Below are 26,270 nucleotides of genomic sequence, written 5' to 3' on the forward strand. Positions count from 1 at the left end.
TACTCATCTGTAATAAAATCAAGGCCACAATCTGCGTGTCTTCCACTGCCCATCTTGCATCACATATTGGACTCGCACATGCTTACGCTTTGAATCTCCCTGCCAGAACTCCACCTCTTGTGCATTCACGGCATATAAACGCCAATGAGGTGTAACGACATCGGGGTCACGTTGGATGCGTTCTTTCTGAGTTTCAATGGCACTATCCAGCACTTCCTCACTATCCAAAACCTCACTCTGATGCCCTGTCATGGCAACTGCTCTCGCTCCAGCTGACCTTTTGCGGAAATCATCAGCACCCGCTTGATCTCCCTGATCCTCGGCAATTCCCCTTATCCGAATCTGTCTTCCAAGTGAAGGCCAGTAGAATGTCAGAGCGACATGAGGATTCTCCTTCAACTGCTGTCCTTTTCGGCTCTCCGAACTGGAGGCAAAATAAAACGTTTCGTCGATTACGTTTTTCAAAATCAACACGCGCGCATCAGGATAACCGTCGTGATCCACGGTGGAGATTGTCATAGCATGAGGTTCTTTCACTTCGTTCTCAACCGCCAATCTCAACCACTCCAAAAATAGCTTCCCGGGTTGCTCCGGCAACTGCCCCGTATCCCAGATTGGAAATGGTCCGGATAAAGACTTCAAACGTTGTAGCAGTTCAATTGGTTGATCGCTCATGTCATCGCCTCCATCTTCTATTTAATCTATCCGTTTATTTTTATCCTTTACTCTCCGCTTCCGCTGTAAGCAAATCATTGTCTTCTCCAAAATAAATACCCAAGAGATATTAATGGTTCACCCATTCCGTTAGACCTATCAAACGACTAATCTAGATGACTCAAACCATTTACGTTGCTAAGTTTCCAACCATACCTTCCCTTTTCAACGATATGTACACTGGTGTTGTCCATGGGATAAAAGCTGGATTTATTACTCCATTCCCTCTTCTCAAGCAGATAATACAGAATATTAATCACTCCGCCGTGAGTAATTAACAGGACATTGGACTTGACTGTTTGTTCCTCTATATCTCTAAGAAGGCTCTCGAAAGATGTGCATATCCGGTTATAAAAATCCCTTGGACTTTCTCCTCCCGGAAAAGGGGAATCCATCTCAAGGGTGTTGAAATAAACCCCTGGGTAATGTTCTTCAGCATCCTTATGGAGCATGCCTGCCAAATCTCCGTTATTCATCTCCCGCCAATCTTTCATTAAGCTAGCCTGCATGTTTAATCTCTTCTCAATTTCCCGTGTAGTCTGTACTGCACGAGGAAGATCACTGCTAATAATCGTATGTATGTTGTACGCGTCAGCATGATGATGCAAATGCTCTCCCAGTTTCCTGGATTGATTGATTCCTTGTTCCGTAAGTCCACGATCGCTCCATCCGCCTCGATACCCTTCCTCATCCATCCCATGCCTTACCAGATAAATTTTCAAGATCTCTCGTCCTTTTCACTTCTATAATGGACAATATACCTTTACACTGTATGACTAGCCCGGCATATATACAATAAACCCGACCTCTGATATCTTCTATCCGAGATCGGGCATTTCCTGCAACCCATTTATCTTACAAATGTGTTATGAACTCGCTCTGATTTGATAAAGTAAGGAATCCAGATCGCACAAGTAAGTACCGACTTGCCAATATCTCTTAACGAGTTTCCATCCTCAAGTTCTCTCGCCATCGGAATCTGAAGCAACAATAAATAATCAATGACACTAACGGCTAGACTAACACTATAAAACATGATCATAAGACGAGGAAAGATCGATTTTTTACTATACAAAGCAATGATAGTATATATGCTAAACACTAAAAACAGTGCGTTATATACCGTTTCAAAAATAACGACCGGTCCCCATAGCGGGTGATAATATTCAGATTGCTCCGAAGTTAGCAACTCCCAAGTCTCTGTTGTAAGCATGGGCAAACAATACAGGACCAATTGGAGCGCCAGGAAAATCAACGTAAGAAATAATCCGATCTGGACGAGAATCAGCCAACCACCCAAGCCCGATACGCCTAGTGGACGGTAGTCTGTCTTTTGCTCTTGAATATGTGGTTCCACCTCGTAACACTTCCTTATACATTTTAGTTTTTTAGTTTTTCAGAGATGAGTCTTCCACGTAATCGTACTCATACAAATCAAATCTACGGGTACTTCTTTCCCCTTACTACACGTGCGTTGTATGTATTCTCACACTCTTCTTATAGCTACCTCTCCATCCTCCTCTTATATAGAATTTTACACAACTTCCTTATTGTACTACGTGTGTCAAGAAAGCCAAAGAAGACCTTCGCTATACTTCCGCCATGTTCAGTAAAGTACACGTACGTCATAATCCTCTTATACAGATGCAGATGGTGACTCTGCATTCGACTACGAAGGAGGATAGGATATGTCCAATCCCAAAGTAAACCTTTTGCCTTTTGCCGATATTTCAAATTATGTCGAAGGCTTCGATATCGTTTCCACCCAGTGGGGCGGGGATGGCTTTGTCTATGTGCTGTTGATGAATCAGATCCCCGAAAGAAAACAAGGTATGTTCGTCCAAAGTAAATTGAATCAAAGCTATACGTACAAAGTGCTTATTGTGACTGACCAAACTATCGAGGAAGTTGTCATCTGGGGACAGACGTTCAATTATCATTACGTACAACCATTACATGATCATTTGCTGCTGGTCGGAGCACGGTGTGCGAATTATGGGAATGAACAGGTTGATCTAAACGCCAAAGTGTGTGATTTAGACGGAAGTACAATTCGCGAGTTTTTGTTGGGAGACGGTATTCAGAGTGTACAGGTCACAGAAAAGGGAACGATCTGGACTAGTTACTTCGATGAAGGGGTTTTTGGTAACTACGGTTGGAGCGATCCGATTGGATCATGTGGTCTGCTGGCCTGGGATGAACATGGCAATAAACTGTATGAAAATCGTGAAGCTGACATTGCCGATTGTTACGCACTCAATGTGGTGAATGAGAAGCAGGTCTGGTTCTACTTCTATACCGATTTTGAACTCGGTTGTATCTCAGGGGGCACTAGTGAACCTAATGTAACTCTGATGAATCCAAACATCTCCGGTTCCTCCGGCTTCAGCACGAATGGTTATCATTTCTTATTCGATGCCGGGTACGGTAAACATGGAACGTTTGTGCTAAAAAAAATGGAGAAGCCCGGAAGATTGAGCAAAGGGCAGAAGATTGATTTATTAAATGAAAATGGTCGGCCCTTCAAGCAGGCACGGCAGGATTTTCGCCAACATCGTCTGCTACTCAGTGAAGGTAACTTGTTGTATCGGGTAACGATGGAGGAGATTACTTCCGATTCTGGTTTGGATTAAAGGAGAGGAGTCAAGAGGGTTATTTCTTAAAAGATAATTCCTCTTCTTCCAAAGCGTTTCGCAGTTTAGGTATGGCAGATGGCCCGATTCCGTGCAGCTTCAGGATTTCTTTCTCTGTGTACTCCGCAAGTTGCTGTAGTGTTGTAATCCCTTCATTCTCCAAGGCACGTCTGGCAGGAGCGGACAGCAAGGCTAGAAATCCCTCTGTCGGTTTACGTTCAGCTTCGCACGTCGGACAGGTTGGGCAGTCACTTTTTTTATAATACGAATGTCCTTGTTCGCATGTTCTGAGTGTTCCTTTATCGTTTTCCATGTGGGCATCTCTCCTGAATTAAGCATGCAACCAGTTCTTCATATCTGAAATCATGATTTCGTATTGTTCTAAAGCCTGTAAAGTCCAAATGACTTGTGATGTTCCTACTAATTGTTCCTCTATATCCGTACATTCAATCCACAGTGACCGTTTAAGACTATATTCGAGCCAGTCCAACTTTCCAGCAAAACCATGATCCAGAACTACTTCCCAATTGGCTGTTAGACTGCCCATTCGCTTCTTATATCCACCTATAAAAGCTAAGAATTTTTCCTTATTGATATTTCCTGAGCTATCTACTGACCAATACACAGCGGTTTCTACCAGATCATGCATCGGATTAATATAACCTGCCGATTCCCAATCTATAATAATAGGTATGTCTTGTCTCCACATCACATTCTTAGGCTCCAGATCTCTGTGACTAATAACATTATTGGATGCTAGCATTGAAGATGAATTCTTAGCTTTCATGCTCCACTCATACAGCTTATCCATATTGGAATCCAAAATCTTAATCCATTCCGAATTCTCATTTCTTCCTTTGTTCAGATAAAACATCCAATCTATTTTTTTAGAATTAGTCGCCTGTGAACTATCCAATTCTAGTTGTCTAAAATCCGTTTTATGGATACCTGCAAGGATCGTTCCCATCAGAGAACTGTTATTGATAGTAACTTCATCTTGTTTCAAACATTGACCCTCAATCCAATCAAATATTAGATAGAATTGATTATCAATGTTATGCATAGAAGCACCCTTTAACCTTTTTGCAGGTTGAGCATGGATATGTTCAGCTGCCACGTTTGCTATTTTTTCTGAATCAATATAATTTTGCACAGCAGAAGGTCTTATCATGATCTGAGGGTTCAATGCCTTAACTGCATAATTAGCTTGCGTCGTTTCAAGGGCGTACATTCGATGAAGAAGTCCACCTGAGATTGGTTTGGGCGAACTGATCAATTCACCAAGCTGTAATTCATTACACAGTTTCTCAAAATTTAAAGTATATTGAGTATCGCTCATATGTTATCCCCATTCATTTTGTATTGATCATATCCCTCGCCTTTGGAAATCCTCATTTGGGCTATTTGTCGAATCAAAGATTACATTCCGTACTCGGCAAAAACGGCTGTATATTTCTTTTCTAATATCGCCCAGCGCTTTTCGGCTCCGTATTTGGCGTGCAGTTGCTGTAAATAATCCTTGGCTTCTTCCGTATCGCCGGCTTTTAGCAGGAAGCGGAAGGTTACTTCGCTTAAATGTAGCGCTGTCTTGTCCATATAATAATGGACTATATCTCTGGCCCCTGTTAGCGAGTGCAGGAATGAAATGCCCTCTTCCAAATGCGACACCAGTTCTTTCGATAAAGCGTCTGGATCGATATCAGGCGTTAAGGTATAGTGGGCCGGAGCGGCAGGGGCTATTTCTCTGATTCGACAGGTGAAATGAGATACGAACTCCAATATGTCTCCATTTAATCCAACGGAATGCAACTCCGCAAGTTCGTTAGAGTGAACACCACAATTAACATAAAACTGGACTTGACTACTGGTGTTATACTTTGCTCTTTGAATGTTGAACTTATATGTGAGGTTTCCATCCGTTTTGTAGAAATTCAGATTTTTCTTGGAATAGCCTTGTTTGGCAAATACGGGTTTGACTTCTGTATTGATGATCTTCTTAAAAAGTTCCTGCATTAGATATCACTCCCAAGGCAAAGTTTATTCAATACGTTGTTACCCTTTTTTTGTTCAAAATCATGCTTATTATATTTTATAAAAATAAGGGCCACACATGGATTCATGCGTATACACGTACGTCCATGTAAACGCCCGGTCGAAGATATAGATATCTTGCTCCGAATCAAAATCCGCTGCAATGACCTGATTCGCGTTTTCGTATAAAAGCACCCAACCACCACTTTCATACATCACATGTACTTCATCTTTCGGCTCGGCATTGAAAGCATCTCGTGCTTCATCATGTGTCAGACATTTCTGTTGTTCATAACTGAACATATGCCACTTGTACTGGCTATAATGGATAGACTCTTTGACCACATCATCGATATTATTGGCGAATGCCCTGTCCCATTGCTGTACAATCCATTCGGATTCCTCGTACAGTTCGGAGACAACAACCCCTTTATCCTGCAAATTCTTCTTGAACATATATTCCTGATGGATACGCTCAATCCCCCAATATGCTTGGTTCAGTTCCATTTCGGGTAAAGTATCCAGCAACTCATTAATTTTATCTCGAACCATCATTACCTCCGTAAGTTATCTGGAATTAGAATACCTAACCATTGCCTCTCACTATTTAGCTTCTTCTCGCAGTACATAAGCCAGTTGGTACATCTCCGCAATATCGTATCTGTTCTGTGCCCGGAACCTCCGAATTGCTTCATCAATCTCTACTACCTCCACCGCAACTACCTGCTCGCCATCCTCTGGATTCAGCGGATCAGCAACAAGTTTAACGTCTCCATAACCGATGATTCTTACAAAATGGGGGTGCGGGATATACGGTCGATACGGCTCCAACGCACTGGATGTGCAATAGAATTGACCAAAAATCTGATAGGAGCGCATTTCTGCCCCAAGTTCCTCCATCAGTTCGCGCTTCAGTCCGTCCATATACGGCTCACCTGCTTCAAGCGTCCCTCCAGGCAGCTCCCAGTCTCCATTATCCAGTTGAAAGACGACACATTGATCCCCGACAAACGGAATGATACTAATATTACTCACCAGCTTTTCATCCACGATGTCGTTTAATCTGAACTCTGCCTCAATAATCCCCCAATGAATTGACGTACTCAGCGCCGGAAATAATTCCCCACTCAAACTACTCATCCGCAACCGATCCTCTCTATCTAAAATAAAATCTCTCACCTATATACTTCTCTCCCAATTATAGATGAAAACGAAGAAAGAAGGCCATCTTCCCCTTGAGGGAATACATGACCTTCTTCTCGTCCTTAACCACATCAGATCGTTCCGTTCCTCACAAACTCACCTAATCGTCTAATGCTGCACCAGTTTTCCCTTTTCCAAAAAAAGAACCCGGCTACAGAGCGGTAAAATCCGCTCATCATGCGTAACCATCACTGCACTCTTGCCCTGCTCTTTCACAAGCCGTGCAATCATGCCGACAATATCCAGTCCGCGCTCCGCATCCAAGCTAGCTGTCGGTTCATCTGCGAGCAGGACAGCCGGATCGTTCATCAACGCCCGCGCAATGGCGACCCGCTGACGTTCTCCGCCAGACAACTTCTCTGTATACGCCTTACGCCGATGAGTCAAACCTACCGTATCCAGCAGCGCATCCACTCGTTTCTCCGCTTTGTTTTTATCCGTTCCGGCGAGCTTTGCAACGACCATGAGTTGTTCTTCTACTTTTAAATAAGGAATGAGATTGGCACTTTGAAATATAAAACCTAGCTGCTGTAGTCGCATATCGGATATGTCCTGTTTGCTTTTGCCCATGATAGAGGCTCCATCCAGTAGAACCTGTCCTTCCGTTGGTTCAAGAAGTGCCCCGGCAATGGACAGGAATGTACTTTTACCCGAGCCGGAAGGCCCCATCACAGCTACAAGTTCCCCTTCGGCAACCTCAAGGTCCAACTTGTCCAGTATCGTGCGTTTGCTGCCGCCATCTTCAAAGCTCTGTGTAATTCCCTGTAATACCAATCGGTTTCTCATGCTGCTGTCCTCCCTATCGCATCAAGCGCATCAATTTTGGTAACCTTCCACACTGAAAATAATGAACCCGCCATAGACATCAGGATGAACAATACACAGGTCAGTGCGAGGGTGGACAAACCTAATTGAAACGGCATTGATGCCGGCAGAATGGACTCAAACAGTCGAACCAACAGTACGCTAATGACCAGACTACCGACGGACAGGACCAAGACTTGTAAAGAAACGCTACCCGCCAGATAACCATTCCGAGTTCCAATCGCTTTCAATATGCCGAACTGACTCGTTTTCTGAATCGTGATGACATAGAAAAATACCGCAAGTACAAACGCCGAGATGACATATAGAAAAGCGATCATCATGAGCAACGATCCCTGTTCTTCCTTATAACCAGGAATAGCCGATACAGCATCTGACTTCGTGATGATTTCCGTATTCGGCAATGCAGCGCTCAGACTGTCGACCTGCTCGCCAGCACCCTTGATCGCAATGGCATTGTATACCGGAGCATTGGCTTTAGTGTCGGCCGAACCTTGCGAAGTTCGTGAACCTCCTTGAAGCGTAAGCCATTCCTGTTCATTCAGGAAAACCACTGGGGAGTGACTGAAGGACTCATTTTGCACAAATCCACCGACGGTCCACTCCGTTCCCGAAGCTTGATCGACGAGAACAGTGCCAATCGTTACGCCAGATTCAGACAACTTATGATCTACCACAACCTGACCATTGGTCTGATCTGTAATCGAAGATCCTTCGGTAACCGTTGGAGCAAGCCAACCTTCCGGGTTCACCATGAAAAGTGTGACATCAATCTTCTTTGTGTCGCCGATTGGACTGACGGTTGTCATTTTCACACCGAGCGGTTCAGCGTTCTCTTGCCCCACCACGGAGCGAGCTTGATCAAGCTGATTCTGTTCCACTTGTGACCGGGTAAACCGATGATTCGAATCCTGTTCCAGCACAAAATGGGTTGCTGCCATATTTTTGACCGAAGCTGCGTTATCATACGCGAGCCCCTGTGCAAGACCTGTAACAAACAGTACCAGAAATGAAACCAGCACCATGATTGTAGCAATTAAGGCATACCGCCCTTTGGCATACCTCATTTCCCGAATAGCCAAGTACATGTTGTGTGACCTCCCTCTTGATAATCCAAGTATAGGAGGCGAAAATGAACGGCAAATGAATAACAGATTACATCTGCGGAAGGGTCACGGTAAAGACTGTTCCCTCAGGCGAACTGGCGACCTCAATTGTACCGTCATGGATTCGAATAATTTTCTGCACAATGGCAAGTCCAAGCCCGGTTCGGCCGGAAGAACGTTCCCGCGCACGATCCACCCGGTAGAATCGATCGAACAGGAAAGGCAGATGCTCCGCAGCAATGCCGTCCCCTGTATCCCGAATCTGAATCACACACTGATTATCCATCTGCTCGGCATGAATCTCGATGCTTCTTCCTTGTGGAAGGTGATTCACCGCATTACCGAGAAGATTCATCCAGACTTGCATGAGCAGCACTTCATTGCCAATCAGCTGGATGGATTCGGGCACCGAAATCCGAAGCAGCAGTTCTTTTTCTTCCAGTTGCCATTGCAGCACCTGAACCGCTTGCCGGAATTGATCCCGCAGAGAGAACTTCACTTTGGTCAGATCTTCGTTGCCTTGTTCAAGAGAGGACAGGAGAAGTAGCTGCTTGCTCAGCAAGGAGAGATGACGGCTCTCCTCCTCAATGATCGACGCATAGTGCTCCCGTTCCTGTTCAGGCAGATCCCGATCTGCCACCAATTGGGCAAACCCCTGAATGGAGGTCAGCGGCGATTGAATTTCATGAGATACGTTGGATACAAACTGCTGCCGCGCCTGATCCACTCTCTCCAATTCACGACTCATGGTCATGAAATGCTGAGCCAGTTGACCAATCTCATCACGCCGTGCAGTAGGCAATTTCAGATTATACTTTCCTTGTGCAATCCGCTTGGTCGCCTCGGACAGACGTTCAATCGGATTGACCAGATAACGGGTACTGATCAGAAAGATCAAGATACTAATGCCTATGGTAAATGCACCAATCAGGGCAAAAAAGATACGCAGCTCACCGAACTGCAGAATTACATCCGGACGCATAAAGAGGGCAAAGTTTGCATTGTCCAATTGCAGATGAACACCCACGGTATTGCTTAATTGATTATCGAAGAACCCGGTAATAAACGGTTTGCTTGGAAACTGGGCGACGCCATGGTATACCTCACCCCGCAGCACCTGATCTACCGCTTGCTTGTCCAAGTCCTTCTCACGGAATTCGCGGCCGTAGAATTGATCGTTGCCTTTCCCATCCGTCACATAGATTTCGTATCCAAGATCGGCGGCATTGTTCAAATATTGCTCCATTGTATCCGGTTGCTGCTCCACAAATTGCTTCATTTGCGTCGCAATGCCCACCAACTTCTCATCATTGAATTCCTTGAGCTTCGCATGATAGTAGATGTTGGACAAAAGAAACCCGAGCATGCCGCTGACCATAATCACCGCAATCGTAATGAGGAATACCCGGACGTACAAGGTCCTCACGGTGCTTTCACCTCCATCTTGTAACCAATGCCCCGGACCGTTTGTATGACGAAATCATCCGTATAATCGGCAAATCGATCACGGAGTCGCTTAATATGTACATCAACAGTACGGTCATCTCCTTCGTAATCTGCTCCCCAGACAAGTCGAATGAGTTCATCCCGAGAGAACAACCGGCCCGGAAACTGGGCAAGCTGTGAGAGTAATTCAAATTCCTTCATTGGCAAAAAGAGAATGGATTGCCCGTCCGTAACCTCCACATTGTTCCGGTCGATCACGATCCGGTTCATACGGATGATATCGCTGGACGTGCGATGATAGCGGCGAAATAATGCCTTTACCCGGTAGACCAATTCTTCAGGTTCAAACGGCTTGGTCACATATTCATCCGTTCCTTTCAGATAACCGTCTCTCTTGTCGGATAGCTGATCTCGTGCCGTCAGCAACATAATTGGAATGTCGTAATGCTGCCGAATGTAATCACATAACTCCAGTCCGTCCATGCCTGGCATCATCACATCAAGGATCGCCAGATCGATCGGTGTTTCTTGCATCAGTCTGACCGCTTCCAGTCCATCCTGCGCTTCATGAACCCGATACCCTTCCTTAGTCATGACATGCCGCAGGAGTGCTCGAATATTCGCATCATCGTCTGCCAGCAGCAGATGTTTCATATCGTTGTCCGCCCTTCTATGTAGCGAGAACATCTCACTATGATCCTGCACAGATGGTAGCACAAAAACAATCTCATTCGCCAGCACGTGCACGGAGATACCTTGGTATGTTTACATTTCCTTAAATCTGGTTGACACTACTATGAGGCGCAACTATAATAAAACCATAACATATGAACAAGAGCTCATATATTCATTTGTTAGTGGGTAACCATCGCTAAAGATTCATTTATAGCCACACTAGAATTCATATTACATAACGGAGCCTCGCTCCAAAGGAGAGGATTTCATATGTCTGGACATCAACACAGTCATAACCATGGGCACGATCATGGACACAACCACGCTCACACCACCAATAACAAGAAAGTACTGCTGTTTTCCTTCATTATTATTACCGTCTATATGATCGTTGAAGCCATTGGTGGATTTATTACCAACAGTCTCGCACTTATTTCGGATGCAGGCCATATGTTGTCCGACTCCATTGCACTCGGGATCGCTTTGCTGGCGTTCACGTTTGGTGAAAAAGCAGTGAATACCGGCAAAACGTACGGCTACAGAAGATTTGAAATTCTGGCTGCCACGTTAAACGGAATCACGTTAATCGCCATTGCACTCTACATTTTCTACGAAGCCATTGGTCGATTCATTAACCCTCCAGAAGTCGCAACCGTAGGCATGCTGATCATCAGCGTCATTGGTTTGCTCGTCAATATTCTGGTGGCCTGGATCATGATGCGTGGTAGCGATACGGAAAACAACCTGAATATGCGCGGTGCTTATCTCCATGTCATCAGCGACATGCTGGGATCGATTGGGGCTATTGCTGCAGCACTGCTCATGATGTTCTTTGGCTGGGGTTGGGCCGATCCACTGGCAAGTGTAATTGTCGCGGCACTCGTATTGCGTAGTGGGTTCTATGTCACCAAATCATCTCTGCATATCTTAATGGAAGGTACACCGGCCAATGTGGATGTGAATGAGCTGGTGCAGACCATCAAACAAGTGGATGGCGTCAAAGGCGTACACGATGTGCATGTCTGGTCCATTACCAGTAACCTGAACGCGCTGACTGCTCATATCGTCGTAGATGGAACGATGGATGTCTATGCATCCGAGATCCTGGTGCAGAAGATTGAACATATGCTCGAGCATAAAGAAATCAAACATGTAACGCTCCAAGTGGAGTCTGAGAAACATCTGCATGACACCTCGGTACTATGTACCGTCAAAGGCGACGCACCTGATGCTCACGTACACCATCACCATTGAGATGGGTAATAAATATTAGTTGTTTCTAAACGAAAACAGGGCATATTCCCCGGTGAAGGGAACGCCCTTTTTTTAATTTTATAATTTTATGACCTGTCCTACGGCTTGATGAACACACCCTGGCTTGCATACTTCATTAATCTCCGCCACCACCACAAGATGAACAGCTGGATGAGCTGCAAGAAGAGTCAGAAGATGATCCCGAGGATGATTCGGATCCTCCCGAGGAACTACTACTGTCCGTACATTGATCCGTATAACAGCTGGAACTGCTTGTGCAACCACTGCTTGACGAGGAACCAGAGACTGCCTTTTCCTGTGGAAGAATTTCCTGCTCCAGTCGGCCCATGTGTAGTCCATATGTCGCCTCACTATTCATGGAGTAATACACCATGGCGCTAGCCATGACCAGAGCTACATCGCTACTTCCGGAAGATGCTGGAGATAGCTCTTCTTCACTTAGAGTTGCGGATCTTCGTAGTTGATCAATCAGGTAGGTAATCACCTGAGCAACTTCAGGGTCCTCCTGCATGCGTCTTGCATGAAACAGTTCATTCACCAGTTCAGATTGATCTCCCTGTGCGATCAGCTTCTGTACATCACTGGATAATGGGTAAGCGAAAAAATCACCCCAGATTGCAGCACTGTAGGGGGTGAATTCGAATAATTGACAGTACACCCAGTCAAACCATGCACGTGCTCCTGGCGTTTCGCGGCGGGTGATTGCCGGCTCATGGTGTACCGTGGACCCCATGAATTCTGCACAAAAATCAGCGTAAGATTTCGTAAACATCAGCATCTCATGCCACAAATCATCAACTTCATCACTGAACATGGGCACCTGCTTAAGTAATGAAGCCATAATGAAATATCGCTTAAGCTCTATCAATTTCCACCGATACTCCAGCGTTTTCATGTGAGGATATTCCTGTTGAATTCGGATCTTGAGTTTGTTTGCAAAATGCTTATTGTAACTCTTCTCCAATTGAAGAATGGTTTGCTGATAGAAGACTTCTTCTCGAAGTCCAAGATTCAATGGTGCTTTTTCTCGTCGGTACGTAACTTTCATCTGTTTTCTGCGTCTTCCTGCTGCTGGACGGAAAATCTTGAGCTTACGTCGAACCAAATAGGCTGTTACAACTAATATAACTGCTGCAAGGTAGTAGTAGATCGGCATAACAAAACCGCTCCTCTCCGTTGATCTTCTCTATGTAGGGTTAAACTATCATTATTATAAATGAGGAACGGCAGTGATTAATAGAGCCCTTTGGCCATACATGCCAGGGCTCTAGTTTTGTAAATTTCTTTGTTGCTCATTGTTATGAAATGGCAATGATTACACTCGTTATCAGCATCAACAACGTTACGGGCGCCCAAATTCTTCGTTCCCATACACTTCTCGTGATCAGATTTAATATGGTCCCCAACACCAAATACCCAACGATAAACCAGATCGCTGTCTCTGCAAAAACAGACCACTGAGGCCAAAGCAATCCTGCTTTACTCAGAACAACGATCCCCATGATTGCCAATATTGCGATCTGAACTATGCAGGCATAACGCATGGATACGGGGTATTTCCCGGGAAACTTCCCACCCATGGCGCACTCTCCCCAGGGCACACCTACAGCCAACGCAACCTGAAAGAGAATCACGATCAGAATCAAGACGGTGAATACGATTGCTGACGTTAATACGATTATGACCACACTCCAGTATTCAAAGTGACAGTGGAATCGAGCCTATATTAGGGATACTTTATTTCCAATCGTAGATCCTACATTATCTACAGAAATGCAAACATGATTGTTCTCTAAATTATACAGGATATCCCACTAAATCATACTCCCTTTTTTGCCTTTTAGACTCCCCAGCCTGTCCGCTATACAACAGTCCGTATGGTCCTACACTCTTTAACCATCTCGCAAACATTGTAGCATCTTCATATGATCTATGGAATCCACTCGTTCTTTCAAACATCGCATCTCTCGATTGAGAATTAATACATACAAATAGAGACTTTCACTAAAGGGAGTCTCTATCTGTATTCTATATTTGTATTTTACTGAGCGACTACTTCACTACTAATAACAAGTTACACGGACATTATTTACCCATTAAGCTGAGTCATCATTTCTAACATATAACGTGTTCCATGGACCTCATTTTGGGGACTTACATTTTCAATGCGAGCTAAGTCATCAGGTGTCAGTTCAATTGTTGCAGCGTTCGCATTTTCCTCCAAATAGTTGATTCGTTTCGTTCCCGGAATCGGCAATGCGTGATTAGCCATTGTCCAAGCTAAAGCCAATTGTGCAGGCGTACACGCCTTCTCCATCGCGATCTCTTTGATTTTATCCACAACTTCTATATTTTTTGCAAAATTGTCTCCTTGAAACCTCGGCATATATCTGCGCAGATCATTAACATGCAAATCTTCGAATCCCCGTAGCTCACCTGAGATAAATCCTCTGCTTAATGGACTGTATGCAACATGTGTAATATTCAGTTCTCTTGCAGTCGGCAGAATCTCGTCCTCAATATCCCGGCTCCACAGAGAATATTCGCTCTGCAACGCAGAGATCGGATGAACGGCGTGTGCCCGGCGCATAGTGGAAGCTGATGCTTCCGACAAGCCAAGGCAGCGGACTTTTCCCTCTTTAACCAAGTCAGCCATCGCACCAACGGTTTCCTCAATCGGAATCTGAGGATCTACCCTGTGTTGGTAGTACAGATCAATATAGTCGGTGTCCAGCCGGCGAAGACTTGCTTCTACAGCCTTTTTCACGTAATCCGGATGACCATTCAACGTCTCATATTTTGGGGTATACGCGAATTTGGTAGCAATAATGGCCCGATCCCGACGTCCTTTCAGCGCTTTCCCCAGTAGCTCTTCATTATGACCATTCCCATACACATCTGCTGTATCTAGCAGTGTAACGCCAATCTCCAGCGCGTGGCGGATGGTCTTCATTGACTCCTCATCATTGGTTTCCCCGTACATCCCTGGAGACATGCCCATAATTCCCAATCCAATCGAAGATACGACGATATCGCTATTTCCCAGCACTCTTTGCTTCATTTCTCCATCTCTCCGTCCGTTAGTATTAGTCTAGTCTTTGCCGATGCTTTCCATTTGGTCTAGCAACTTGCTTTCTGAAGGAAGCTTTCCTGTCTCTATGTCTTCATAGATGGTCAATTTGTTATTCACCGCTGCAAGTGCTTTGGCAATTTCAAGTTGGCGGCGATGTAATTCTTCTTTATATTCGTGAAGGATCGCTTTCCGTTGTGGAATCGTTGAATCCCCGTCCAGTGCCAGACTAACCATATGTTTCAGTGTAGATACCTTCATACCTGTTGCCCGGAAACAGGACATCAATCTCATCCAATCCAAATGTTCTTCCTCGAACATCCGATTGCCATGTTGATCCCGCCTAATGTAAGGGAGCAGTCCCTCCTTCTCGTAATAACGAATTTTATGTGCAGGACAACCCAGCCGCTCGGAAGCTTCTTTTATCGAAAAAGCCATAATGCTGACTCCTCCTTTATGTTCATTTTTGGATGCATTTGGCCGGTTCTTTTACATCCTAAGGCTTCATGTTCACATTAAGGCAAGCACAAATTTCAAAAAAATAATTTAACTGATTACTATTTTTAACAAATGGAGGACATAACACACGCTTCAGTACTGGGAAGTAACGATTAGATGAGATATGCCGAGAAGATCGGTGAAAGCAGAAATACGGAGAAAAAGAACCTGGAGATGCTGGGGTTGTTTCACTTACTTCAATCGTTGGGTGTCATAGAGTGCCCGGGCTTGATCATAATTCAATTGTTCCTTGTAGGCGGATATACACGTATGGCGCGCTTGCCACCTTTGCTTTGATCCGATACGATATCGTTTAGTCTGAACTAAGGCATTCCGTGATAGCTGTAGAAACTTTGCTTGTTCAAATTTCCTGACATAGTCGTTTCCATTCCTGCCATGCCTTCAAATATTCAGGCAGATCGTCTGGATGATGTTTGTTACTCAGCCCAATTCGGCAATATAGATGAACCAGAGCTTCCTCGATCAACCTGTATTTATCCATATCTACATGTTCTAACAGTTCGAACGTAGCAAATAAGGTTCCGGTGTTGATATCATCCGGCGAGGAGCTAAAAGCATACAAGAAATCATAGAGGATAGGTCCAACCATTGGAGAAGGGTCAATAACGCCGATGAGTTCATTTTGATCGTATACAAAATTATGAACCCCTGTATCGCCATGCAAAAGAAACTTTTCTTCTTCCTCAAGAAAGAGACGATCCACTCTGGATTGAACCAGATGATAATCATCTGTCGTTAAAATGCTTCCGATATTCATCTTTGCTTCATGAATGCTAATCTGATTGAATTCTTTCCATGTCTTCTGCGGGAACTCTATTCTGCCCCAAGATTCCGTATCTGTAGAACGCACATAGGTATTGAACATCTCTTTCACCAGACGTGTTAACCAGTCTCTCTTCAGCCCCCGGTTGAAATGGGTTGTGCCTTGGATATAGGAGTAAATTAGATAAGTGTTGTCCCGATCAGTCAACAAAACTTCAGGCAATAACGAAGAATTCTTATACGTATCCAAAAATTCCTGGGCAATATGAATCTGTTCAGGTTCATCCGATTTTAAAATATAGTGCTTATTCAGACTTGTACTCAACCGATAAACACGTCCAGCGGTGGTACCTGACAAACGTTGAATTTCAGATATTTCTTCGTTGATATGATGCATCTCGAATAAGTTATGGATCTCTTCTATCGTTGGATTGATTAACATATGGTTCTCCTCAACACGCTGAATTATATTTCAAAATGAGCTTGTTCTTCTTGACTGACACTAAAAATATTTTCCGGATTCCCTTCCATGAATGATCCATTGTACGGCATCCCAAATATCTTCTGCGATATAATCAGGTTCGGTCTCCATCCATTTGTCTCTGAATTGGGTTAGTGAAGATTCCCCCCAGCCTGTTCTCACCATGATCTTGGTCGCTCCTACAGCATGGGCAGCAAGCATGTCTGTATCTCCCACATCACCAATAACTACGCATTTGGATAAATCCAGACCGTGTTCCTCTGAGGCCTGTAATAACATTCCGGGTTTCGGCTTTCGGCAACTGCATTCTTGCTCATGCGGACATATATAGGAATGATCGAATCCATACTCGCGAAATTGCGCTTCAAAATCCTGAACACTTGCTTCTCCACGTGAGATTCGATATTGATTCGTAAAAGCCAGCACCATAATTCCTTCTCGTTTCAAAAGCGTAATTGCTTCTTGAGCATTGGGGTATAATCTGAAATCTCTCGGATGAATAAAATGTCCTGTACCACCGATGGTTCCATCTCTGTCTATAAAAACAGCTTGTACATTCCCATTTGGCTTCATCATGGTCTGTTCCTTTCCTTTACCGAGAACATATTAATTGGATCTCTCGCCTCTGATCTAAAATTATTTCCCTATACTTTCTCATCGATAATATGCTTGCTATCATCTTGCTGCTTATGGTGTTGCTGTTTTTTGATTTCAGTTTTAAGATAGTGTACTTCTTTGATGAGTAGATCCAGCTTTTGGGATGTTTTGGATGAATCTACGGCATACCGTATGATTGCCGCAAAGATAAGAACTACAATAATACTTATAATTGAGATCACTATAGCCCAGATAAATTCGAAAATGGTGCTCAACTCCTTGACGTCAAAATAATAATTCGTAAAACTCTTCTGAAAACCAAAACCATATCAACCCCAGGATCACCATAATGGTGCCTAGGATTCTTAATATTATTTCGATATGTTTAGGTATATCACTATGAGGTGGGTTATCTTCGAACTCCCAATTCGGTTTAATTTCTCGATATCTCATCAGAACAAATATGTTGTATAGAAAATCAGGAAAGAAGTAACACGCGATGCCCACGGCAAATACGGGAGTAGATAAATAACCAAAGGTGCTGGTGGTCCATTCCATCCATCCTCCTTTTGGGCTCTCTCTCATTCTTCCTCCACATGCATGTCAGCACAGCGAACAATTAGCTCAGGCATATTCTCTCCATCAAATAGAACATGAAGCTCATATCCGTTATCGATCCGGTACAGCTCTTGATACAACCAGTAAGTGCCTACAATCCCACCGTCTTGCTTGATGATTTCTGGTGCAACCAGCGTAAGTTTGTTTATATCGGTAAAGCCCCCGCGGGTATCAAAACGAATGACCACTTCATCCCCTGTCAGTAGCTCCGTCACTGTACAATCATGAAATTGAACTCGTCTATGTATTTCATCGGGAATACCCTGTGCTATAATGGCTTCCCGGTATTCATTCGATACGCGCTCCATCTCTCTCCTATTTTCTGCACTCTGTTTCTTCAACTGAAGCATAACTTCTCTCGTGCAATAGCCCAACGTAAACACACGGATATCCGCAATTTGTTCAACGATTTCCTGTGGCAAATTCTCTGCCTTATATCGAAAATTCCATTCCATTGATTCTTTGTACTCTTCCTTGCATTTCTTCTCATCAAACGGAGGGCGTACATCATATTCTGCAATAAGTTTCTCGATATGCGCTCTTTGTTCCGGCGGCATACGAAATACCATCTGATCCTCTTCCGTTATCTCTTCCCCACTGAAAGCTTTATCTACGCGAGTGAGCACCTGTCCATCATGCTCCAGCATGTAACGTGGGTCCAAGTTATATAACTCTCGCTCCTGCTTCACATGCGCTCTTTCCTTTCTTTTATACAGCCTTAAAAATAGATTCTCATCGAACTCGTACGCTCCGCTATGTACTCTTATACCAAAATGAAAATGTGTCTGCTGACACAGCTCATACCATTCTTTTGTTAGATATCTCATGGGCATCTCTCCTGCTGATTTATCGAAACTACTTTGCTATTGAAGCATAGAACCTTCAGCCTTAACGATTCCTTATACTCAACAGACGCACGGGTCTAAGCCAAGGTTTGAAAAAATCTGTGCTTTATTTCTTTGTCGTTTCGCGCTGCCCATTCATGTACCGCTTCTACGCCTGTAGTCTCCTGACCTCGTTGAAAATAAAAACATAGATCCATCGGCACTAAACGTTTACCATAGAGTTTGATGCCAATCCGTCTGTAATTCATATAAATACACTCAATCTGAGATGCATCATATCTATGATTTCTCGTAGAAATCACATGATCGCTTTCCAGCGTAATACTGGGTTTAGTGAAAAATAACCGCCAAATCAGGAAAACGATATAACCCAGAATATAGGTCAATATAGCGATCAGGGAGTACTTCAGAATCCCATTTTTATCGTAAATACCATCCCTGAGAAGTATTGCTTCAATGACCAACATACATAGTAGGCTCAACCATGCTCTTGGATAAATCGTCTTGTATGCGATGAGTTCCACCTCCTAATCATTCTCTCCATAAATCCGAAGCCACTTCGAAGGGGCTTTCTTGGCAAAATGCTTTTCAACAAAATCCAAAATGTCATCTATTCCGGGCAATGCCGCATTGTCTTTGGCTTCGTCAAACGTCATCCATTGGTACTCGGTATGTTCATGATTTAATCGGACAGGCTGGCTTTCATCCACATATCCTACGAATACGGGAGCGGTATAGATATACTCCTCCTTGGGTGAATAATATTGTTCAAATTGATTGGCAGAATACAACAGGACTTTCGTAATGCCTGTTTCCTCGTGAACTTCTCTCAGTGCAGCTTCCCATGCCTTCTCGCCCTTCTCTATCCCGCCGCCAACATAACACCACTCATTATGCAACATCCGACCAGCCCGCTTTAGCATCAGTACGCGGTATTGATCGTGGCTCTTCTTCAACAGAACTACAGCCACGCCTTCACAACGAATGGGGACTGCCTGTTTCACGTGCTCTGCACCATTCAATTGCTCGCCCCCTTCTCTTCAGAATCGAAGTCCTCCAGAACTTTAAACTTATCCCCGTGAATTTTGTCCAGATGATCTTCTCCCCAATAACACAAATGGTCCAGGGCAGGCTTGAGTCCCCAGCCGTAATCCGTTAACTCATACTCCACTTTGGGAGGAACCTCCGAATATACCTTGCGCTGCACAATCTCGTCCTTTTCCAGACCTCTGAGCTGTGTTGTCAGCATCTTCTGCGTAATGTCGGGTATCAATCGTCGAAGCTCTGACGTGCGTTTCCGTCCAGTCATCAAGTGATAGATAATCAAAGGCTTCCACTTCCCACCCATCACTTCCAAAGCCGCTTCCACGCCTACTCTATATTTCTTTGGAGCACTTGTTTCTCCATGTTCCGTCATTATTGAACCCCTCCATATCCAGTTGTATCCCAGATGAAAATATAATCTTTTTGCTGTTCTTTTTTCTATTATTAAGCTCATTTCGAGGCATCCATGTAGGGTACTTCAATGTTCCTATGGTACTTTATTCTTCCTATAGAACATCAAAGTGCGTACTTCCAGATGTTTTCATACCTGTTTATAATAGCATCAGCCATTGATTTATGGCTACAAGACCGCAATCCAGAAAGGTAGTGAAAGATAAGATGAACGTACTCGTTGTAGTATCCCACCCGCGTAAAGATTCGTTGACCTTCCAGGTAGCTGAACGTTTTGCAAAAGGGCTTACCGAGGCTGGTCACGGTTATGAAATATTGGATTTGCATGGAATTGGATTCGACCCGATTCTTCGTGAAAAGGATGAACCCGACTATACTCAAGAAAATCAGGTGTTCTCACCAGAGGTTGAAACGGAGATGGAGCGTTTGAAGAAGCACGATGCTGTGGCTTTTGTGTTTCCTCTCTGGTGGTGGCATCTGCCAGCCATGTTGAAAGGTTATGTGGATCGTGTCATGAACAACGGGTTTGCATATGGCAAGAACAAACTTCCTCATCAGCAGATATTGTGGATCTCTCTTTCGGGTGTGACGGAAGAACAGATGCATAAGCGCAACTATGGTGAATCAATTGCCAATCTGCTCAATGTGGGTATTGCCGATTACTGCGGCGTATCTCAATCAAGGGTTGAGTTTTTGTATGAAACGTTGGAATCCAAGCCTGAGCATTATGAGGCATTGCTGAACCATGCGCATAACCTGGGACTGAATTATGCCAACGATATTCCGACTCCATGATCGTATGAGAAAAAGGTATGACCGGAATATGAATTCTGAAGTTTTGTGGTACGTTCAATAGCGAATCACTTTGCTTGGACACGGCAAAAAGGTCGCTCCGAAGAGCGACCCTGTCTGTGTGTCTTGCATTATTTTACGGTCGAGAGAAGGAACTTCTCCAACATACTAGTATCGGTGATGCTATGGTTACAAGCTGTGTTATCGATGCATACGTACTGGGCAACAGAAGAAATGTTATCCGGCGTGTGGCTCTTGGTCTTCACGTTGAAGAATCCGAGCTCCTGATGGCGATGACAGAACATGCAATACCCTTTCTTGTTGGTGGCTGTAAGCCGTCCCTCAATTCCGAGGAATCTGCCTTCGTGCGGATACACGATGAACAAGCGATCGGTAGCAATGTCGGTCCATCTCAGATAAGTTGTACGTGCGTAATCGATGGATTCCAGATCCGGCACTTTGAGCTTCTTTACCTTGGGAAACAGCTTCTGAATTTGCTTCGCGGATACTTGCGGAAATGGAATCAGATATGCTTCCAGCTGGTTCAGATAGGTCTGCAACTCATGTGTCTTCTCATACGTGGATAACTGCTCCAGCAGTTGCTTTTGTTCCGGCGTCAGATCATTGAAGATGCCAACGGCATTCGTGCTGACGGTATAACGGACCGTATCCAATACTTTGGGGTCCACGACCGAGCGCAGCGTTTTGAGCAGGAAATCAGCTTGTTTTTGAATGTAATTGAATTGATGATTGTGAATAAATGGTGTTTGCATGGCTTTCAGCCCCTTATTTTTATTAGGAAAATAAAGTAAGGTGCAAAGCCTGCGGGTTGAACCATGATGTTGATGTTGATTCCAGGGCAAACGATCTCATTTTTGTCGCGCCCTACACAAAGTCCGCCCCTATTCAGGCTTTGCGTAAGGCTTTCTAGCGAACGAGCAATCCGGCATCATCCATATTGCCACGTCATAACCCCCAATGCAGTAGATATATCGAAATTATATCAGGATTGGGAGTGTATGGGCAACGGGCATCGTTTCAGTTTTCAATTAAAAAATAGCTTTGTTCTACATTTATAAATGATAAAGTCTAAAGTTCTCTAGATCTAAATTGAAAATTGCCCTCTTTAAGTATATCTAGTCCTAATACACCGTTAATATTATGATCTCATTCTTTATGTCAACTTGAATGCCAATATCATCTACTTCACCCTTTGAAATTAAGGTATGACTTTCTCCCGTATCAATAACTATGTTATTGATGCTTTTTCTCTTTCCGTTAATATAAAATTGTTAGTCAGTGAAAAAATATATAGTATACACTTCTAAAATCTCACAAAGACATCATTGACAATTTAGAGTTTAATAGGTAAAAATAGTTATTGTATCAAGATTCAATATAAGGAAAATAGTAGAAATTTATTCAATGATACTTCCGCTAATTACATCCTTTGAAGAGCTGAGATTTATAGAGATTCATATTCGGGAGTAGCTTGAATTCATAGGTGGTGATTAATGAAAGTTCATTCAACGCTGTATCATAGTTTATCCATTCTGAAAAACTAGGAGGAATAACATTCATGTTAAAAATGTTCAAATCCGTATTTGTCTCATGTTGCATGGTATCGATTCTAACAATTCCACTTGCAAGTAACGCCTTTGCAACTGACTCGGTTAAGACCATAAGCGCATCTGACAGTATATTGCCTACCGTTGTCTCTGATTATGTCGACGCAATCAATAACAAAGACTGGGATACGTTTGTTCACTCTTATTCGCCTGATCGACAACAATTTTATCAAGGATTTCCAAGTAAAGAACAAGAAAAAAATAAAACAGGTATTTTATCTGTAGAATCTATCAATGTATTCGAGGCAAAAAAACTCCCTTCCAGTAATATACTAGAAGTAGAGCCCTATTTTGCTGACATCAGCTCAGCATACACGGATATCGGATATTACTATGTAGGATTTAATTATACAGTCAATAAAGAAAGCGAATTCTTCTACAATGGTGTTAAATATGAGTTAATTGCAACAGGGAATCTAAACGGACAAGAATATATTATTGGTCATGAAAATGTTTATAATATTGACGAACTTGTAGCTCTTGGTTATGCCTTTAATTCAGCAGCTGAGCAACAAGCCAATAACGTAGTTAAAGAACGAGAACAGGGGCATATTGTAAACTTTGAGAATAAATCTATCGAGCAAACTACTATTAAAGAAGATGCGCAACATGCACATTTAAACCAAACAGTAGAAGAAAATACTATAGATCTTAATCAGGATTTCCCTAAAACAACTACAATTAAGAAACCACGAGAACAATTGAATTTGGAAAAAGCTAAGAACGGAGGTAACGCTCAAAGTAATTCGGGTGATATCCAACCTTTAAGTGCTACGAGTACGCCATCATCATTCAAATTGTATATTACTGGTTCGGGAACAATCACTAATATAGGATTTGACACTTACGCAAAGAATGTATTGCCAAACGAGTGGTACGGATCATGGAAATCAGAGTCATTGAAAGCTGGAGCAGTAACAATTAAGACATATGCCTGGTATAACGCCACTTATCCAAGAAAACCTGCAACAGATTATGGGGCACACTTGACAGACCGCTGGCAAAATTACCAACACTACGTTCCAAATTCTGGTCAAACAACTACAAACAATGCCGTTAATGCTGTATCAGGAATCTTCATGGTCAATTCTGATGGCAAAGTTTTTGACGCTCAGTATAGAGCAGGATCAGAAGGGGATATTGGAACAGCTTGGGGTGGAGTGTTAAGTCAATGGGGTACACAATATATTGCACAAAATTACCCAGAGTATAACTACTACACTATATTAAGCTATTATTACAGTTTTTCTGATAAAAGTAGTGGATACATTCAAACTGGGAACTATTAATCTTATACTTCAGATTAGACGTCAAACGTAAAGTTTGGCGTTTTTTTGGAATTTTAATTCATTTTTTTCTATAATATAGTTTATTCTTAGAAAATTTTAGAAGGAGGTGATGATAATGACAAAAAAAGCATTCTACCTGCTTCTTTTTTTCCTTCTTCTTCTCACTGCATGTACTTCAGAAGACTCCGGGAAAAATCATGAGACTGAAAATGTTCAAAGAAAAGAGTCTGCACCTATGATCACGAGTATTAAGACTAACTTTCCTGAAAAAGAAGGTTGGGTCGTAGTCCCTGCAAATAGTTTTGAGTTAACAGTCACTGTAGAGACGACAAACACGGAAACACTTCTTTTCTGGTCCGTTCCAACTGGGACAGAGACTTGGGGAGAAAGAGAACTAATTGGGTACGATACCAGTGGGAGCGATGGTTGGAATATAACGTGGAATATTGCGGGTAAGTCATTACACAATCGTTTAGTAGTTCAAGCCTTGGGGAGTGATGGAAAAACGATCACTGATGAAACGATAAATATTACGAATGAGTAAGTCTGATCTAGATCATTAGTTAACGAAGATATAATTAACAATGGATGTCCACTTTAGGTGTTCGTCCATTGTTAATTATTCAGGTGTCTCTTAACGATTTAATCTTGTTAAGCAGCTTCTCTTTTTTTGCTCAGATTCATGTTTAGTAATGATATTCTTTCTCTCAACTTTCTACTTGTGAATTGGATGGAGTTTAAATAATCGGCGCTAAGCCTTCAGATTGTAAGACTTCTAACTTAGCTGGAGGGATGCTTTCTTGCAAATCTCCATTCATAACATCCATCGCTTCCCATTCGACGAACACAACAAAGTTTTCCGTCATTATGGAGTAATCGGACCAATTTGTCTTTTCATTAAGGGTATACGCAACTTCTTTCCACAAGCTCTTGCCTTCCTCCCACCAATCTCCGTTGCTACGCCAATACATAATAAGAGTTCGAAGTTTCTGAATTAAACGTTGATCCGTGAGTTCTTGTTGATCGTTCATCGGATGATCTCCTGAATTCCAGATCGTGTAATAATATTCTTCCTCATCATTATGTTTTATTTCAATTTGCTCTTCTCTTACTTCTTGCAAGCCAGGATGGAAAATAGGTGAGTATACCGTATGCACTTCATCATGCAAGTAGATCGACATGAAACAATACTCTTTGCCTGATTGATTTTCGCAGAGATCACCAATGATTCCTTTTAAGGCTCGAATGAGTTCCTCTTTTACCGCTTCTCTAATTATTAAGGCTTCCTCAGAGGACATTCTTACATAAACCACACCTTTGGTCCCATCTAACACTCGCAAGAGAATCCCTTGCTCATCATATTCAAAATAGGTTCTAAGAAGATGATCAAAATAGGCATTATTTTCATATTGAGGTTGATATATTTGAACCAGAATATTCCCCTCATAGATATACATTTCAACCTCTAATTTATCGAATCGAGGGAAATATTCCACAGATCGGTCAATTAATCCATCTTGCAACAAGTACTCTTTGATAGAATCCAGCATTCCATTGACATACGTTCTGGTAGTTTTTTTATTTTCTTCATATGCAGTATAAGCATACCCGTCAATTAAATCATCACAAGCCGAGATCCTAATGCTGTCATGCTTATCAAACCCATAATATGTATCCGTCTCTTCATCTGAAATATCTCCAGGAATTTCACCTTGGCGCGCAAACCAATATGGAGAAATGTCATAACGCTTGCTGGTCGTATATTCTATTCGATGTAGCGATGCTTCAGCCTCTTCCTTGTAAAATGTATAATTCTCTTGGGCATTTTGACTAAGCTTTGCATAATATTCTTTGTCTATCATAATTTTTAACTCCTCCGTGTCAACTGTCTATGTCTTTCTAGATCACCTGTAATTGCCTGTGCTCGTCTCTTATCAAGTCTCATTCAAAAGAAAAAGAGAGAATTTCTTCTCTCTTTCCACTTAAGTAAGATAACTTAGTAAGACAACCACCCATACGTACGATAATCATGAGGTACTGGACGATAAAATTCTTCATGAACCATGTTCATTTTGAATTGTGATCGAAAACTTCTTTGAGTGAGTCTTCGAATATACTTAACCTCGTTATGATAATAATACTTGGTTTTTCTGTGATTTCGATACTCATTTAATTTCTTGATTCTGGGGTCGAAATCTCTTTTTATTCTCTTCCATGGATCCAGGTCCTTGTTTAGCTGTTGCATTTCCCATACTTGCATTTCGTAGTTATCTTTGAACAATAAGATCCCCGGCACGTACTTTAGA

Annotated in this window: 30 protein-coding genes; 6 read left to right on the forward strand and 24 right to left on the reverse strand. The window is 42.9% G+C overall.

All coding sequences use genetic code 11. The features are described 5' to 3' along the window. Window positions 1-18: 18 nt before the first annotated feature. The 3 genes from FE296_RS22285 to FE296_RS22295 form a co-directional block, all read right to left on the reverse strand. The gene (locus FE296_RS22285) at window positions 19-675 is read right to left on the reverse strand and encodes a pyridoxine/pyridoxamine 5'-phosphate oxidase (RefSeq protein ID WP_150366370.1); all 657 of its coding nucleotides are present in this window, start codon (window positions 673-675) and stop codon (window positions 19-21) included. Between the two features lie 146 nt (window positions 676-821). Then, window positions 822-1,436 (reverse strand): histidine phosphatase family protein, encoded by a 615-nt coding sequence (locus tag FE296_RS22290; RefSeq protein ID WP_150366371.1) that lies wholly within the window; start codon window positions 1,434-1,436, stop codon window positions 822-824. A gap of 128 nt (window positions 1,437-1,564) precedes the next feature. Then, window positions 1,565-2,071 carry a DUF2569 domain-containing protein gene (locus FE296_RS22295; RefSeq protein WP_167483513.1) on the reverse strand — a complete coding sequence of 169 codons (507 nt, stop codon included), beginning with the start codon at window positions 2,069-2,071 and terminating at the stop codon, window positions 1,565-1,567. Between the two features lie 331 nt (window positions 2,072-2,402). Here FE296_RS22295 and FE296_RS22300 point away from each other — a divergent pair, with 331 nt between their 5' ends. Beyond that, a complete protein-coding gene (locus tag FE296_RS22300; RefSeq protein ID WP_150366372.1) occupies window positions 2,403-3,347 on the forward strand; it encodes a hypothetical protein in 945 nt (314 codons plus the stop codon). 19 nt (window positions 3,348-3,366) lie between these two features. On the opposite strand, the gene FE296_RS22305 is transcribed toward FE296_RS22300, so the two are convergent. The 9 genes from FE296_RS22305 to FE296_RS22345 form a co-directional block, all read right to left on the reverse strand. After that, on the reverse strand, window positions 3,367-3,660 hold the full coding sequence (locus FE296_RS22305) for an RNA polymerase alpha subunit C-terminal domain-containing protein (protein WP_150366373.1): 294 nt from the start codon (window positions 3,658-3,660) through the stop codon (window positions 3,367-3,369). Between the two features lie 18 nt (window positions 3,661-3,678). After that, window positions 3,679-4,686, reverse strand: coding sequence for a phosphotransferase (locus FE296_RS22310; protein ID WP_150366374.1), 1,008 nt, complete (start codon window positions 4,684-4,686; stop codon window positions 3,679-3,681). 80 nt (window positions 4,687-4,766) lie between these two features. Further along, window positions 4,767-5,360 carry a DUF4304 domain-containing protein gene (locus tag FE296_RS22315; protein ID WP_150366375.1) on the reverse strand — a complete coding sequence of 198 codons (594 nt, stop codon included), beginning with the start codon at window positions 5,358-5,360 and terminating at the stop codon, window positions 4,767-4,769. Window positions 5,361-5,429: 69 nt separating this feature from the next. After that, entirely contained in the window at window positions 5,430-5,930 is a 501-nt protein-coding gene (locus tag FE296_RS22320) for a DUF4275 family protein (RefSeq protein ID WP_150366651.1), read from the reverse strand. A gap of 51 nt (window positions 5,931-5,981) precedes the next feature. Further along, entirely contained in the window at window positions 5,982-6,518 is a 537-nt protein-coding gene (locus FE296_RS22325; RefSeq protein ID WP_150366376.1) for an NUDIX domain-containing protein, read from the reverse strand. Between the two features lie 171 nt (window positions 6,519-6,689). After that, entirely contained in the window at window positions 6,690-7,367 is a 678-nt protein-coding gene (locus tag FE296_RS22330; protein ID WP_150366377.1) for an ABC transporter ATP-binding protein, read from the reverse strand. Continuing rightward, the gene (locus FE296_RS22335; protein WP_150366378.1) at window positions 7,364-8,494 is read right to left on the reverse strand and encodes an ABC transporter permease; all 1,131 of its coding nucleotides are present in this window, start codon (window positions 8,492-8,494) and stop codon (window positions 7,364-7,366) included. Before FE296_RS22335 ends, FE296_RS22330 begins: the two co-directional genes overlap by 4 nt. 67 nt (window positions 8,495-8,561) lie before the next feature. Beyond that, the gene (locus tag FE296_RS22340; RefSeq protein WP_150366379.1) at window positions 8,562-9,938 is read right to left on the reverse strand and encodes a sensor histidine kinase; all 1,377 of its coding nucleotides are present in this window, start codon (window positions 9,936-9,938) and stop codon (window positions 8,562-8,564) included. Continuing rightward, window positions 9,935-10,612 carry a response regulator transcription factor gene (locus FE296_RS22345; protein WP_150366380.1) on the reverse strand — a complete coding sequence of 226 codons (678 nt, stop codon included), beginning with the start codon at window positions 10,610-10,612 and terminating at the stop codon, window positions 9,935-9,937. The genes FE296_RS22340 and FE296_RS22345 overlap by 4 nt, the downstream gene beginning before the upstream one ends. A gap of 291 nt (window positions 10,613-10,903) precedes the next feature. Between FE296_RS22345 and FE296_RS22350 the strand changes: the two genes are divergently transcribed. After that, window positions 10,904-11,887: a cation diffusion facilitator family transporter gene (locus FE296_RS22350; RefSeq protein ID WP_150366381.1), complete on the forward strand. Its 984-nt coding sequence runs from the start codon at window positions 10,904-10,906 to the stop codon at window positions 11,885-11,887. Window positions 11,888-12,023: 136 nt separating this feature from the next. On the opposite strand, the gene FE296_RS22355 is transcribed toward FE296_RS22350, so the two are convergent. The 4 genes from FE296_RS22355 to FE296_RS22370 all read right to left on the reverse strand — a co-directional run bounded on the left by FE296_RS22355 (window position 12,024) and on the right by FE296_RS22370 (window position 15,416). Further along, window positions 12,024-13,064, reverse strand: a complete 1,041-nt coding sequence (locus FE296_RS22355) for a glycine-rich domain-containing protein (RefSeq protein WP_150366382.1) — start codon at window positions 13,062-13,064, stop codon at window positions 12,024-12,026. A gap of 142 nt (window positions 13,065-13,206) precedes the next feature. Then, a complete protein-coding gene (locus tag FE296_RS22360; protein ID WP_223868996.1) occupies window positions 13,207-13,596 on the reverse strand; it encodes a hypothetical protein in 390 nt (129 codons plus the stop codon). 401 nt (window positions 13,597-13,997) lie between these two features. Next, window positions 13,998-14,969: an aldo/keto reductase gene (locus tag FE296_RS22365; RefSeq protein WP_150366383.1), complete on the reverse strand. Its 972-nt coding sequence runs from the start codon at window positions 14,967-14,969 to the stop codon at window positions 13,998-14,000. Window positions 14,970-14,999: 30 nt separating this feature from the next. Next, window positions 15,000-15,416, reverse strand: a complete 417-nt coding sequence (locus FE296_RS22370) for a MerR family transcriptional regulator (protein WP_124113558.1) — start codon at window positions 15,414-15,416, stop codon at window positions 15,000-15,002. 177 nt (window positions 15,417-15,593) lie between these two features. On the opposite strand from FE296_RS22370, the gene FE296_RS33515 reads away from it, so the two are divergent. After that, the gene (locus FE296_RS33515) at window positions 15,594-15,773 is read left to right on the forward strand and encodes a hypothetical protein (protein WP_223868997.1); all 180 of its coding nucleotides are present in this window, start codon (window positions 15,594-15,596) and stop codon (window positions 15,771-15,773) included. 64 nt (window positions 15,774-15,837) lie between these two features. On the opposite strand, the gene FE296_RS22380 is transcribed toward FE296_RS33515, so the two are convergent. The 6 genes from FE296_RS22380 to FE296_RS22405 all read right to left on the reverse strand — a co-directional run bounded on the left by FE296_RS22380 (window position 15,838) and on the right by FE296_RS22405 (window position 20,217). Beyond that, window positions 15,838-16,701, reverse strand: a complete 864-nt coding sequence (locus FE296_RS22380) for an aminoglycoside phosphotransferase family protein (RefSeq protein WP_150366384.1) — start codon at window positions 16,699-16,701, stop codon at window positions 15,838-15,840. A gap of 60 nt (window positions 16,702-16,761) precedes the next feature. After that, window positions 16,762-17,316, reverse strand: a complete 555-nt coding sequence (locus FE296_RS22385; RefSeq protein ID WP_150366385.1) for an HAD-IIIA family hydrolase — start codon at window positions 17,314-17,316, stop codon at window positions 16,762-16,764. 602 nt (window positions 17,317-17,918) lie between these two features. Next, window positions 17,919-18,782: a DUF4085 family protein gene (locus FE296_RS22390; RefSeq protein WP_223868998.1), complete on the reverse strand. Its 864-nt coding sequence runs from the start codon at window positions 18,780-18,782 to the stop codon at window positions 17,919-17,921. 95 nt (window positions 18,783-18,877) lie between these two features. Continuing rightward, window positions 18,878-19,324, reverse strand: a complete 447-nt coding sequence (locus FE296_RS22395; RefSeq protein ID WP_190945448.1) for a hypothetical protein — start codon at window positions 19,322-19,324, stop codon at window positions 18,878-18,880. Window positions 19,325-19,327: 3 nt separating this feature from the next. Then, on the reverse strand, window positions 19,328-19,822 hold the full coding sequence (locus tag FE296_RS22400; protein ID WP_150366387.1) for an NUDIX hydrolase: 495 nt from the start codon (window positions 19,820-19,822) through the stop codon (window positions 19,328-19,330). Beyond that, on the reverse strand, window positions 19,819-20,217 hold the full coding sequence (locus tag FE296_RS22405; protein WP_150366388.1) for a winged helix-turn-helix transcriptional regulator: 399 nt from the start codon (window positions 20,215-20,217) through the stop codon (window positions 19,819-19,821). The genes FE296_RS22400 and FE296_RS22405 overlap by 4 nt, the downstream gene beginning before the upstream one ends. A 245-nt stretch (window positions 20,218-20,462) precedes the next feature. Here FE296_RS22405 and FE296_RS22410 point away from each other — a divergent pair, with 245 nt between their 5' ends. Then, entirely contained in the window at window positions 20,463-21,050 is a 588-nt protein-coding gene (locus tag FE296_RS22410; RefSeq protein ID WP_150366655.1) for an NAD(P)H oxidoreductase, read from the forward strand. Window positions 21,051-21,178: 128 nt separating this feature from the next. Here the strand turns inward: FE296_RS22410 and FE296_RS22415 are convergent, their stop codons facing one another. Then, on the reverse strand, window positions 21,179-21,820 hold the full coding sequence (locus FE296_RS22415; RefSeq protein ID WP_150366389.1) for a FusB/FusC family EF-G-binding protein: 642 nt from the start codon (window positions 21,818-21,820) through the stop codon (window positions 21,179-21,181). Window positions 21,821-22,626: 806 nt separating this feature from the next. Between FE296_RS22415 and FE296_RS22425 the strand changes: the two genes are divergently transcribed. Beyond that, entirely contained in the window at window positions 22,627-23,964 is a 1,338-nt protein-coding gene (locus tag FE296_RS22425; RefSeq protein WP_150366390.1) for a SpoIID/LytB domain-containing protein, read from the forward strand. 115 nt (window positions 23,965-24,079) lie between these two features. Beyond that, window positions 24,080-24,508: a hypothetical protein gene (locus FE296_RS22430; RefSeq protein WP_150366391.1), complete on the forward strand. Its 429-nt coding sequence runs from the start codon at window positions 24,080-24,082 to the stop codon at window positions 24,506-24,508. Between the two features lie 193 nt (window positions 24,509-24,701). Here the strand turns inward: FE296_RS22430 and FE296_RS22435 are convergent, their stop codons facing one another. Continuing rightward, entirely contained in the window at window positions 24,702-25,826 is a 1,125-nt protein-coding gene (locus FE296_RS22435) for a hypothetical protein (protein ID WP_150366392.1), read from the reverse strand. Between the last annotated feature and the right edge of the window lie 444 nt (window positions 25,827-26,270).

It is taken from the genome of Paenibacillus sp. UASWS1643, assembly GCF_008693195.1.
In the GTDB taxonomy this organism is placed as follows: domain Bacteria; phylum Bacillota; class Bacilli; order Paenibacillales; family Paenibacillaceae; genus Paenibacillus; species Paenibacillus amylolyticus_B.